This is a genomic window from Caballeronia sp. LZ019, assembly GCF_031450825.1.
Lineage (GTDB): Bacteria > Pseudomonadota > Gammaproteobacteria > Burkholderiales > Burkholderiaceae > Caballeronia.
Window position 1 is genome coordinate 2,651,474 of sequence record NZ_JARTVZ010000005.1, and the last position, 12,026, is coordinate 2,663,499.

8 protein-coding genes and 2 tRNA genes are annotated in these 12,026 nt (G+C 64.4%); 5 read left to right on the forward strand and 5 right to left on the reverse strand.

Annotated elements, in window-relative coordinates:
* Positions 1 to 82: 82 nt before the first annotated feature.
* The 4 genes from lon to P9255_RS25935 all read left to right on the forward strand — a co-directional run bounded on the left by lon (position 83) and on the right by P9255_RS25935 (position 5,061).
* A complete protein-coding gene (gene lon, locus P9255_RS25920; protein WP_309764892.1) occupies positions 83 to 2,506 on the forward strand; it encodes an endopeptidase La in 2,424 nt (807 codons plus the stop codon).
* A gap of 202 nt (positions 2,507 to 2,708) precedes the next feature.
* Positions 2,709 to 2,784 (forward strand) — tRNA-Val (locus P9255_RS25925).
* 34 nt (positions 2,785 to 2,818) lie between these two features.
* Positions 2,819 to 2,895, forward strand: a tRNA-Asp gene (locus P9255_RS25930).
* Between the two features lie 243 nt (positions 2,896 to 3,138).
* Entirely contained in the window at positions 3,139 to 5,061 is a 1,923-nt protein-coding gene (locus P9255_RS25935; protein WP_309790655.1) for a SurA N-terminal domain-containing protein, read from the forward strand.
* Between the two features lie 107 nt (positions 5,062 to 5,168).
* Here P9255_RS25935 and P9255_RS25940 read toward each other — a convergent pair whose 3' ends face one another.
* Both P9255_RS25940 and P9255_RS25945 read right to left on the reverse strand, forming a co-directional pair.
* A complete protein-coding gene (locus P9255_RS25940; RefSeq protein ID WP_309790656.1) occupies positions 5,169 to 5,510 on the reverse strand; it encodes a hypothetical protein in 342 nt (113 codons plus the stop codon).
* Between the two features lie 129 nt (positions 5,511 to 5,639).
* Positions 5,640 to 6,332, reverse strand: a complete 693-nt coding sequence (locus tag P9255_RS25945) for an arylesterase (protein ID WP_309790657.1) — start codon at positions 6,330 to 6,332, stop codon at positions 5,640 to 5,642.
* On the opposite strand from P9255_RS25945, the gene P9255_RS25950 reads away from it, so the two are divergent.
* On the forward strand, positions 6,331 to 7,032 hold the full coding sequence (locus P9255_RS25950; protein WP_309764888.1) for an ABC transporter ATP-binding protein: 702 nt from the start codon (positions 6,331 to 6,333) through the stop codon (positions 7,030 to 7,032). The genes P9255_RS25945 and P9255_RS25950 overlap by 2 nt on opposite strands.
* A gap of 24 nt (positions 7,033 to 7,056) precedes the next feature.
* On the opposite strand, the gene pgi is transcribed toward P9255_RS25950, so the two are convergent.
* The 3 genes from pgi to P9255_RS25965 all read right to left on the reverse strand — a co-directional run bounded on the left by pgi (position 7,057) and on the right by P9255_RS25965 (position 11,763).
* Positions 7,057 to 8,679 carry a glucose-6-phosphate isomerase gene (gene pgi, locus P9255_RS25955; RefSeq protein ID WP_309790658.1) on the reverse strand — a complete coding sequence of 541 codons (1,623 nt, stop codon included), beginning with the start codon at positions 8,677 to 8,679 and terminating at the stop codon, positions 7,057 to 7,059.
* A gap of 120 nt (positions 8,680 to 8,799) precedes the next feature.
* Positions 8,800 to 10,347, reverse strand: a complete 1,548-nt coding sequence (locus tag P9255_RS25960; RefSeq protein ID WP_309790659.1) for an NAD(P)H-hydrate dehydratase — start codon at positions 10,345 to 10,347, stop codon at positions 8,800 to 8,802.
* Between the two features lie 75 nt (positions 10,348 to 10,422).
* Positions 10,423 to 11,763, reverse strand: coding sequence for an FAD-dependent oxidoreductase (locus P9255_RS25965; RefSeq protein ID WP_309764885.1), 1,341 nt, complete (start codon positions 11,761 to 11,763; stop codon positions 10,423 to 10,425).
* Positions 11,764 to 12,026 lie beyond the last annotated feature (263 nt).

The following is a 12,026-nucleotide window of genomic DNA, read 5'->3' on the forward strand; positions in this document are numbered from 1 at the left end:
CTTTTCACTTCCGATAAAGGCTTGCAATAGCTCTTAACGGCCTTACTTACGAACGAACCGATTCCATTCATGGGGAAATGAAATGTCAGGAACCCAACTCCTCCCGCAGGAACGCATTACGCTGCCGCTGCTCCCGCTGCGCGACGTAGTCGTCTTCCCGCACATGGTGATTCCGCTCTTCGTTGGGCGGCCCAAGTCGATCAAGGCGCTCGAAGCCGCGATGGAAGGCGGCAAGCACATCATGCTCGTCGCCCAGAAGACCGCCGCGAAAGACGAGCCGACCGAAAAAGACATGTACGAAGTGGGATGTGTCGCCAACATCCTGCAAATGCTGAAGCTGCCGGACGGCACCGTGAAGGTGCTCGTCGAAGGCTTGCAGCGCGCGAAGACGCTGTCCATCGAAGAACAGGAAACACAGTTTTCCTGCGATGTGATGCCGCTCGAACCGGACCACGCCGACAGCGCCGAAACGGAAGCGCTGCGCCGCGCGATCGTGTCGCAGTTCGACCAGTACGTGAAGCTCAACAAGAAGATTCCGCCGGAGATCCTGACGTCGCTGTCGGGGATCGACGAAGCGGGTCGTCTCGCGGATACCATCGCCGCGCACCTGCCGCTCAAGCTCGACCAGAAGCAGCACATCCTCGAGATGTTCCCGGTCGTCGAGCGTCTCGAGCACCTGCTCGCGCAACTCGAAGCCGAAATCGACATCCTCCAGGTCGAGAAGCGCATCCGCGGGCGCGTGAAGCGCCAGATGGAAAAGAGCCAGCGCGAGTACTACCTGAACGAACAGGTCAAGGCCATCCAGAAGGAACTGGGCGAAGGCGAAGAGGGCGCGGATCTCGAGGAACTCGAGAAGCGCATCACTGCCGCGCGCATGCCGAAGGAAGCCAAGAAGAAGGCCGACGCCGAGCTCAAGAAGCTGAAGCTCATGTCGCCGATGTCGGCCGAAGCGACCGTCGTGCGCAATTACATCGACACGCTGATTGGCTTGCCGTGGCGCAAGAAGAGCAAGGTCAACAACGATCTCTCCAACGCCGAGCGCGTGCTCGATGAAGACCACTTCGGTCTGGAGAAGGTCAAGGAACGCATTCTCGAGTACCTCGCGGTTCAGCAACGCGTGGAGAAGGTGAAGGCGCCGATCCTGTGCCTCGTCGGGCCTCCGGGCGTCGGCAAGACCTCCCTCGGGCAGTCGATCGCTCGCGCGACGAATCGCAAGTTCGTGCGCATGGCGCTCGGCGGCGTGCATGACGAGTCGGAAATCCGCGGCCACCGCCGCACGTATATCGGCTCCATGCCGGGCAAGATTTTACAAAGCCTGGCCAAGGTCGGCGTGCGCAATCCGCTCTTCCTGCTCGACGAAGTCGACAAGATGGGCATGGATTTCCGCGGCGATCCGGCCTCCGCGCTGCTCGAAGTGCTCGATCCGGAACAGAATCACACGTTCGCGGACCACTACATCGAAGTGGACTTCGACCTGTCGGACGTGATGTTCGTCGCGACGTCGAACTCGCTGAACATTCCGCCGCCGCTGCTCGACCGGATGGAAGTCATCCGCCTGTCGGGTTACACGGAAGACGAGAAGGTCAGCATCGCGCAGCGTTATCTGCTGCCGAAGCAGAAGCGCAACAACGGCCTGAAGGAAGGCGAGATCGACGTTACGGAACAAGCCATCCGCGACATCATCCGTTACTACACGCGTGAAGCGGGCGTGCGTTCGCTCGAGCGTGAAGTGTCGAAGATTTGCCGCAAGGTCGTGAAGATGCTGCTGCTGAAGAAGGCGGACGGCGCCGTGAAGGTCGACGGTTCCAATCTCGACACCTTCCTCGGCGTGCGCAAGTACGACTTCGGTCTGGCCGCGAAGGAAAACCAGATCGGCCAGGTGACGGGTCTCGCGTGGACGGAAGTCGGCGGCGATCTGCTGACGATCGAAGCCGCGGTGATGCCGGGCAAGGGCGGCGTGATCCGCACGGGTTCGCTCGGCGACGTGATGAAGGAATCGGTCGAAGCAGCGCGCTCGGTGGTGCGGTCGCGTTCGCGTCGTCTCGGCATCACGGATGAGTCCTTCGAGAAGAAGGACATTCACATCCACGTGCCGGAAGGCGCGACGCCGAAGGACGGTCCGTCCGCCGGTATCGCGATGACCACGGCGCTGGTCTCCGTGCTGACGGGCATTCCGGTGCGCGCGGATGTCGCGATGACGGGCGAAATCACGCTGCGCGGCGAAGTGCTGCCGATCGGCGGGTTGAAGGAGAAGCTGCTGGCGGCGCATCGCGGCGGCATCAAGCTCGTGCTGATCCCCGAGGAGAACACGAAGGATCTGGCCGACATCCCCGACAACGTGAAGAACGCCATCGAGATCGTGCCGGTACGGTGGATCGACCGTGTGCTGGAGCTCGCGCTGGAGCGTCTGCCCGAGGCGCTGCCCGAAGAGGAAGCCAAGGCAACGCCGGTCGCGGCTGAATCGAAGAAGGACCAGCCCGCAGCGGGCGATGTCGTGAAGCACTGACATCACGTCGAAGCATTGATGGTCGAACCCGCGGACATCGTCCGCGGGTTTTTCTTTTGCGCTTCGTCCGTTCCGCAACGGCAAGAATTCCCAACTTCACACTGGCAAACGCGGAAATGATGCGCTAAACTAGCGGACTCGCTGGGTACGGAACATCTAACCGGGCCGTGCCAGCGAACGCAAGCCGAAAGAACGGCGAAACGGGTGCTTAGCTCAGTTGGTAGAGCGGCGCCCTTACAAGGCGTAGGTCGGGAGTTCGAGCCTCTCAGCACCCACCAGTTTCCCATTCATCGTTTCGGCGCGTGTCGAACTGGAGCGGTAGTTCAGTTGGTTAGAATACCGGCCTGTCACGCCGGGGGTCGCGGGTTCGAGTCCCGTCCGCTCCGCCAGAATCAATCGAAAATCCCGCAGGCTGCGCGGCCTGCGGGATTTTTGTTTTGCGTCCGTGTCGTTAAATGTCCTAACGGTTATTGCGCTTCGGCAAGGCGGCCTTCCTTCTTCACAAAAGGACCGGAAGTGCATCATAACGACGCCGTGCGATGCCACACGCACGCAAATCATCCCCGCCTTTCGCCTTTTCCCGTCCCACTGTTGTAATATCGGGCGTTTTGTCTAATCACGCAGCGGTAAGCATGCTCGAATTCTTCCGTAGTCACCAGCGCCTGGCGATGGCCTTGCTGACCCTCCTCATCGTGCCCGGGCTGGGCATCGTCGGGATTCAGGGCTTCAACACCTTCTTCGACGAAAGCGCATACGTCGCCAGTGTGAACGGTCACAAGATCACGCGCGCCGAATACGACAGCGCCTTCAGGCAGCAGGTCGAGCGCGCCCGCTCGATGCTCGGCGCGCAGTTCGACCCCAAGATGTTCGATACGCCCGAGACGCGCAGCGCGATGGTTGACAGCCTCGTGCAACAACGCACGCTGTCGGACGAGACGCAGCGTCTGCATCTGACCGCATCTGATGACGCGGTGCGGCGCGCGCTGCTGGCCGATCCCGGTATCGCGTCGCTGCGCAAGCCGGACGGCACCATCGACGTTGACCGCTACAAGCAACTGCTCGCCATGCAGGGCATGACGCCCGCGCAGTACGACGAGCGCATGCGCTACACCATCGCCAATCAGCAGATTCCGGCGAGCATCCAGCAGACTTCGTTCACGTCGAAGGCGCTTGCGAAGAACCTGACGGAACTCGCCGAGCAACGCCGCGCCGTTCAGGGCCTGCTGCTGCGCACCGCCGATTTCGCCACGAAAGTGCAGCCGACCGACGCGCAGCTGCACGCGTATTACGACGCGCATCGCAACGATTTCGCGACGCCCGAGACGGCCACGATTCAATATCTCGTGCTGTCGCCCTCGACGCTCGCGGCTGCATCGAAACCGAGCGACGCCGATCTCAAGAAGTACTACGACGACAACATCCAGCGGTATCGCACCGAGGGCCAGGTGCGCGCGAGCCATATTCTCGTGAACGCGCCGAAAGATGCGAGCGCCGCCGACAAGGCGAAGGCGAAGCAGAAGGCGGAGTCGCTGCTCGCGCAAGTGAAGGCGCATCCCGACCAGTTCGCGGAAGTCGCGCAGAAGAATTCCGACGATCCGGGCTCCGCGAGCAAGGGCGGCGATCTGGGCTACTTCGCGCGCGGTCAGATTGCGGGCGGCAAAGCGTTCGACGACGCTGCGTTCAGCCTGAAGAAGGGCGAGGTGAGCGAGATCGTCGAGTCGGACTTCGGCTATCACATCATCCAGGCCACGGACGTGAAGCCTGCCGCGACCAAGCCGTTCGACGAAGTGAAGGATTCGATCGCCAAGGACTATGCCGCGCAAGAAGGGGGCAGCGCGTTCTCCGCCGCAGCGACCGGGCTGAACGATATCGTCTATGAAAAGGCCAAGTCGCTGCAGCCGGCCGCCGACAAGTACAAGCTGAGCATCCAGACCGCGACGGTCACGCCAAAGCCGAACCCGCAGCTGCCGCAGGACAACCCGCTCAATAACGCGAAGTTCCTCGCCGCCGTGTTCTCGCCGGATTCGGTGAAGGAGCGCAACAATACGCAAGCCATCGATGTCGGCAACAGTACGCTGATCGCCGCGCGCGTGACCGACTACAAGGCGTCCACGGTTCCCGCGTTCGACGCGGTGAAGGACGCGGTGCGCGGCAAGGTCGTGGCTGATATGGCGAGCGCCCAGGCACGCAAGGAAGGCGAGGCGAAGCTGGCGGCGTTGCAGAAGTCCAACTCAACCGAAGGCTTCACGTCGGCGATCACCGTGTCGCGCAACGATGCACAGGGTCTGCCGCCCGCGGCCCTGAGCGCGGTCTTCAAGGCCGATGCGTCGAAGCTGCCCGCGTACGTGGGCGTCGACCTCGGCGCGGAAGGCTATGCAATCTATCGCGTGAACGGCATCGAGAAGGCAGGGCCGGTTGCGGCGGATCGTCTTGCGGGCGCGCAGCAGCAGATTGCCGAGCGCTATGCCGAAGCCGAGATGACGGCGTACATGGACTCGCTCAAGGCGCGCTCGGAGGTCAAGCTGAGCCAGGCGCCCGCGCCGTCGTCGAACTGAGACGCAAAGGCGCTCAGCAAGCACAAAGAGAAAGCCCCGCTTCTGAAAAGAAGCGGGGCTTTTTTATCGGCAACGCAGAACTCAAACGCCGATGATCGCCCGGACGCTTACAGGCAAGCCTGAATATCGCCGGTGGTATCGCTGCCGGGCGCACCCGCTGCGCGGAAGCCGACCCACGAGCCCGGACCCGACCACGACGGACGCACCACCGCCGCTGCGCCGTTCGGCGGCTGCTGGCCCGGCACGAACACGTCGAGCGCCTGATCGTTGGCGAGCGTGTCTTGCGAGATGACCTGCTGCTGCGACTTCTGCGCCCACTTCTCGGCGATGCATTGCGCGACCACCTTTGGCGTCTTCTGGCTCGTGCCGACTTGCTGCACGCCTGCAGGCGGCTGTGCGGCGCAAGCCGAGATCGCAACGGTCAATGCGAGCAGGGAGAAGTATTTCACGTGACCTCCTTGTTGATTCGCTCCGTACTGAGCGGTGATATTGAAGTGAGTGACGCGAAGATCTCAGATAACTGAATCGTGGCCGTCTTATTCGCGTTTAGTCGAAGTGCTGTCGCGGCTCGCGTCCGGCTATTGCGACGCACCCGCGCCCAGCAAAGGTTTCAACGTTGGCCAGACGTTGTTCAATAGCAAAGGCTGGGCCTGGACGGTCGGGTGTATCTGGTCGGGCAGGAACATCGTCGGCTTGTCTTCGATGCCCGCGAGCAGAAACGGCACCAGCGATACCTTCTTGTCCTTCGCGATACGCTCGTACACTGCATGGAACTTCTGCGAATAGTCCGGGCCGTAATTGGGCGGGACGTACATGCCGATGAGCAGCACTCTGGCGTGCGCGGCGAGCGACGCATCGACGATGCCGCGAAGGTTCGCCTCCGTGGTCGCGAGGGGCACGCCGCGCAGCGCGTCGTTCGCGCCGAGCTCGACGATCACCACCGCGGGCTTGATGCGCGTCAGCACGGCGGTCAGTCTCGCGCGTCCGCCGCTCGTGGTGTCGCCACTGATGCTCGAATTGGCGACGCTATAATCGAAGCGCTCTTTCGCCAGCCGCTCGCGCAGCAGATTGACCCAGCCGGTATCGCGCGGCAGGCCGTATTCCGCGGACAAGCTGTCGCCCAGGACGACGATCGCAGGCTTCGTCTGCGGCGCTTGCGCGGCTTGCACTTGCGCAGCTTGCACGCTCGACGATGCCGCCGCGAACATCGCGCTCGCGATAGCCGCCCTGATGCAAGCACGCGCGCTCCAGTTAATTTTCAAGGTGTCCATGCAAAACGATATCGAGCCGGTCATCGAAGTACGGGGGTTGAGCAAGCGGGTGAAGGACGCAACGGGTGAGCTGACGATTCTCGACCAGATCGACCTGTCCATCGCGAAGGGCAGCAGCGTGGCGATCGTCGGCGCATCGGGCTCGGGCAAGTCGACATTGCTCGGCCTGCTAGCGGGGTTGGACAGCGCGACCGAGGGCTCGGTTCGACTGTTGGGCAAGGAACTCACCACGCTCGACGAAGATCAGCGCGCCGCGCTCCGAAGCGGCGCAGTGGGCTTCGTGTTTCAGTCGTTTCAGCTGATGCCGCATCTGACGGCACTCGAGAACGTGATGCTGCCGCTCGAATTGCGCGCCGAGATGCCGCACGATCAGATCGCGCAGCGCGCACGGTCGCTGCTCGAGCAAGTGGGTTTGTCACAGCGCACCGGGCATTATCCGAAGCTGCTTTCCGGAGGCGAACAGCAGCGCGTCGCGCTGGCACGCGCTTTCGTCACGCATCCGGCAGTTCTGTTCGCCGACGAACCCACTGGCAGTCTCGACGCCGGCACGGGCTACGCGATCATCGACCTGATGTTCGAGATGAACAGCCGCAACGGGGCGACGCTCGTGCTCGTCACACACGATCCCGAACTCGCCGAGCGCTGCGACGCGACGGTGACGATCGAAGCGGGGCGGCTCGTCAACGGCCTGAGCGTCTAGCCGCAGCCGAGCCGCCATCGGCGTTCAGCGCTTGAGCGCCTTGCGCGCGCGTTCGATCAGCGCGGAGGTCGACGAATCGTGCTTCGATGCATCGACGCTCGCAGCAGTGATATCCGCTTCGACGACCTTGCCGAGAATCTTGCCAAGCTCCACGCCCCACTGGTCGAACGAGTTGACGTTCCACACCGTTCCCTGCACCAGCACCTTGTGCTCGTAAAGCGCGATGAGCGCGCCGAGCGATTGCGGCGTGAGCGCATCGAGCATGATGGTCGTCGTCGGCCGGTTGCCGGGGAAGCTCAGATGCGTCGCGAGGGCCTCCTTGCCCGGACCCGCGACCTTCTTGGCTTCTTCGAGCGTGCGGCCGAGCATCAGCGCCTCGCTTTGCGCAAAGCAGTTCGCGAGCAGCTTCGCGTGATGATCGACGAGCGGATGCTCGGGCGTGAGCACGGCGATGAAGTCAATCGGGATGATCGTCGGCCCCTGATGGAGCATCTGGAAGAACGCGTGCTGGCCGTTCGTGCCCGGCTCGCCCCAGATGACCGCGGCGGTCGGGTAATCGACCATGCCGCCGTCGAGCGTCGCGGACTTGCCATTGCTTTCCATCTCAAGTTGCTGCAGATACGACGGCAGATAGTGCAGCGCCTGCGAATAAGGCGCGATCAGATCGCTTTGCGAGCCGAAGAAGTTGCGATACCAGATGCCGATCATGCCCATCAGCACAGGCAGATTTTCAGCGAGCGGCGCTTCGCGGAAATGGCGGTCCATCTGGTCCGCGCCTTCGAGCAGCGCGTCGAAGTTCTCCGGTCCGACCGACAGCATGATCGACAATCCGACCGCCGACCACAGCGAGTAGCGCCCGCCGACCCAGTCCCACATTTCGAAGACGTTTTCTTTCGCGATGCCGAACTTGACGACTTCCGCCGGATTCGCCGATACGCCGACGAAGTGCTTCGACAGTTGATCTTCCGGACAGCCTTGCTGGATGAACCAGTCGCGCATCGAATGCGCGTTGGTCATTGTTTCGAGCGTGGTGAACGTCTTCGAGACGATGATCGCGAGCGTCTCTTCCGCGTCGATCTGTTGAAGCACGTTATAGAGATCGGCGCCATCGACGTTGGAAACGAAGTGCGTATCCAGTTCCTTCGACGCCAGATGATGCAGCGCATGCACGACCATCTTCGGCCCGAGATCGGACCCGCCGATGCCGATGTTCACCACATGGCGAATGCGCTTGCCGGTATAGCCGGTCCAGGAGCCGTCGCGGACCTTGCCGGCGAACGCGGCCATCTTTGCCTTTTCGCCCTGCACTTGTTCATGGAACGGCGCATCGGACGACTGCGCGCGCAATGCGGTGTGCAGCACCGCGCGCTCTTCGGTGATGTTGACGATGTCGCCGTTGAACATCGCGTCCCGGCGCTTCGTGACGCCGGCCTGCTCGGCCAGCTGGATCAACAGTTCGAGCGTGGCGTCGGTGATGCGGTTCTTCGAGAAATCGATCGTGAGTCCGCCGCCTTCGAACGTCAGGCGCTCGGCGCGCGTCGGCGCGGTGTCGTTCTGCGGCGCGAACCAGTCGCGCAGGCGCTCGCCTGCGATGGCATCGTAATGGGATTGGAGCGCCGACCAGGCGGGAAGCGATTTGAGCGTCATAGCGGTCCGATAGTCGTGAGTGACAAACGCAGCCGACACCGCCGCGCTTGTCGAATCGAGGGAGCAAAAGAAAACACAACGGAGTATAGCGACGATGCGTGACCGGATGCTTGCAACGCGTCACACGCTGTCGGCATAGAAGCGGCGATTGATGAGCTTGCGCACTTGCGGCGCGAGCTCGCCCGCGGTCAGCCCGGCAGGCCCCGTGCCTTCCTCGGTCAGCGTCTGTGCCGCCAGTCCATGCAGATAGACGCCCGCGAGCGCCGCTTCGTGCGGGGGCAGCTTCTGCGCGAGCAATGCGCCGATGAGGCCGCCGAGCACGTCGCCCGTGCCGCCGGTCGCGAGTCCCGCGTTGCCCGTCGGATTCACGGCGATGCGCCCGTCCGGCGATGCGATCACCGTCCCCGAGCCTTTCAGCACGGCGACAGCGGCATAGCGCGCCGAAAGCTGGCGCGCCGCCGCAATGCGGTCGGCCTGCACGCTTCTGGCATCCGTTTGCAGCAGACGCGCGGCTTCGAGCGGATGCGGCGTCACGATGCACGGGTCGCCCGCCCGGCCGCGCGCGGCGACTTCCGCGGCCAGCGCATCGTCCTCGGCGACGAGGTTGAGCGCATCGGCATCGAGCAGCTTCGGCATGTCGAGTTTCAGCAAGTCGGCGAGCACCTTCTTCGCGCGATCGCTCTTGCCCATGCCGCAGCCGATGGCGAGCGCGTCCATCCTGTCGAGCGCGAAGCCGTTGACATGATGCAGCATGAGTTCGGGGTGCGGCGGATCGTAGGGCGGGCCGCCTTCGCCGAGGAACGCGACGTGGACCTTGCCCGCGCCGCCATAAAGCGCCATGCGCGCGGCGAGGATCGGCGCGCCGCACATGCCGGTATCGCCGCCGACGACCGCGAGCGTGCCGAACGTGCCCTTGTTGGTCGCGTAGTCGCGCGGCGGCAGATGCGCGCGAAACAGCGACGTCGCGTTCAGCACGACGGACGGCTCCGCGAGCGGCTCGACATCGAGCGTCGCGACATGCAGCGTGCCGCACAGATCGCGGCCCTGCGCGGTAATGAGCCCCGGCTTCGCGCCGATGAACGTCATCGTGACATTCGCGCGCACCGCATCGCCGCCGCCGACGGGCGCGCCGGTGTCGCTGTCGAGACCGCTCGGCACATCGAGCGCGAGCACGCGGCCCGAGTCCCGCGCGCGACGTGTCATGCGCGCGGCGAGGGTCGCGAAGACGCCATCGAGCGCGCGCGTGAGGCCGATGCCGAACATCCCGTTGACGAGCCAGCCGACGCCGTGAAACGAGGCGGGCGGCACGCTTTCGATCGTCACGCCGGCAGCGCGTGCGGCGTCGAGCGCCCAGCGTGCGTCGGCGGGTTTGACTTCGATCGGCATGCAGACGCGCACCGCAACCCCCGCGCGATGCAGCCGTTCTGCGACGACGAGCGCATCGCCGCCATTGTTGCCGGGGCCGGCTGCGATCCAGACGGGAAGCGCAGGCGTATCGGGATCGCGGGCGAGCGCGTCGAGCAGATAGTTGGCGGCGGCCTCGCCGGCACGCGCCATCAGCGTATGGGGCGCAAGCGCGGCCAAAGCGCGCGCCTCGACCGTACGCAATTCGCTCAGCGTGAGCAGCGCGAGGGCGTCGTCGTCGGGCGTGAAGTAGGAAGCGGACATGATGGCGCGGGGCAGGTGATCGAACGTTCGGCGAAAGGCGATCCGGCTCGCAGCCTTCGTGCCACCCCGCGCGGGTCAGAAGCGTTCGATGCTGAGCGCCGCGCGCGTTTCGGCGGGAATGCCGGGGGTGACACCGGAGACGAGATCCGCGACCACTTTAGCAGAGCCGCATGCGAGACCCCAGCCGGCCGGACCATGCGCCGCATTCACGAACAGGCGCGGATGCTGCGTCGCGCCGACGACCGGCAGGCCGTCCACGGACAGCAGGCGCAAGCCGTCCCATGCGCGTGCCGCCGAAACGCGCGCCGCGCCGGGAATCCAGTCGTGCGTGCCCTGGCCGAGCACGCCGAGCGCGCGGCGGGCGAGGGCGGCGTCGAGCGGCTTGTCGGCTTTCGAGAAGCTCTGAAAGACGCCCGCGCCGCCGACACGCAGGCGCTGGTGCACGCGCGTCATCGTGATGCGCTTCACCGAATCGACGACCGTCATATGCGGCGCGCGCTCCTCGTAGGCGATGGGCGCGGTCAGCGTGTGCAGGCGTACCGGATAGAGCGATGGCGTCGACCTGAAGCCGCTCAGCAATGCGGGCGTATCGGCGCCGGCTGCGACGACGATCGCATCGGCCGAAATCAGTTCGGCTTCGCCTGCGCGGTTCCCGTTGTCCTTCTCGCCCGACAATTCAACCACCGCGCGCCGCTCCTCCAGACGCACCGCCGCGACATCGCGATTCATGCGGAACTGCACTCCGCTGTCTTCGAGCAGCTGCTTGAGTTGCTTCGTGAAATGCGGGCAATTGCCCGTGCGCTCGTCGGGCAGCAGCACGCCGCCGGCGAAGGGCGGATCGTCGGGCACGGACGGCTCCGCCGCGACGCATTCCTCGGGCGTCAGCAACCGGTGCGTCACGCCGACGGCTTTCAGCAGGTCGATTGCCGGCTGCGCGTCCTCCAGTTCCGTCGCATGACGGAAGACGTGCAGCATCCCGACGCGCTGTTCGAAATCGAGCTCGTGCTTCGATTCGATTTCGTCGATGCAACGCCGCGACAACGCGACGAGCGGCTGAAGCAGCGCATATTGCGCCGCGAACGCTTCCGGGTCCCGCAGCCCGCCGAGCCGTCGAAAGAAGTCACGCGCGGCGCCGTCGAAGCCGGTCTTGACGAGCATGCCGCTTTGTTTCGCGCGAGACGACGCCATGAACGTCGGGCCGAACCAGACGTCGAGCGGCGAGGGCAGCAACGCGCCGCCCTGGCCATAGGTCGCGCCCTGGGCGACGGTCGCGTGACGCTCGATCACGCAGACGCGATGCCCGGCCGCGTGCAACTGATAGGCGGTGGCGATGCCGGCGATTCCTCCGCCGATAACGATGACATCCATGACTTTTCGTGCCCGAAGGCGGGATATTGCACGGCCGGAGCGACGCATCGCGCGCCGGAGAAGCCGCGTGTTCTAACGGCAGGACGGCGAGCGCGGCGGCATGCCGCGCCCGTGGAAAGCGCGCCATGATAGCGCCAAAACCGCTGCCGGGGGACCGCCGAGCGGGCCGCGCCACGCACGCCGTCCGGGCGCGCGGTTATTTCGGGACACAGGCCGATGAGCGCGCCGCGCCGGCAGCATGAAGGCGACAGGCCGTCCGCGCCGGGGCCGTCCGATTTCGAGACGCATCCGGGTTATAATCGCGGTCTTCC

Coding starts and splice junctions, on each gene's coding strand:
- lon (WP_309764892.1), top strand. CDS start 83: ATGTCAGGAACCCAACTCCTCCCGCAGGAACGCATTACGCTGCCGCTG.
- P9255_RS25935 (WP_309790655.1), top strand. CDS start 3,139: ATGCTCGAATTCTTCCGTAGTCACCAGCGCCTGGCGATGGCCTTGCTG.
- P9255_RS25950 (WP_309764888.1), top strand. CDS start 6,331: ATGCAAAACGATATCGAGCCGGTCATCGAAGTACGGGGGTTGAGCAAG.
- P9255_RS25945 (WP_309790657.1), bottom strand. CDS start 6,332: ATGGACACCTTGAAAATTAACTGGAGCGCGCGTGCTTGCATCAGGGCG.
- pgi (WP_309790658.1), bottom strand. CDS start 8,679: ATGACGCTCAAATCGCTTCCCGCCTGGTCGGCGCTCCAATCCCATTAC.
- P9255_RS25960 (WP_309790659.1), bottom strand. CDS start 10,347: ATGTCCGCTTCCTACTTCACGCCCGACGACGACGCCCTCGCGCTGCTC.
- P9255_RS25965 (WP_309764885.1), bottom strand. CDS start 11,763: ATGCGTCGCTCCGGCCGTGCAATATCCCGCCTTCGGGCACGAAAAGTC.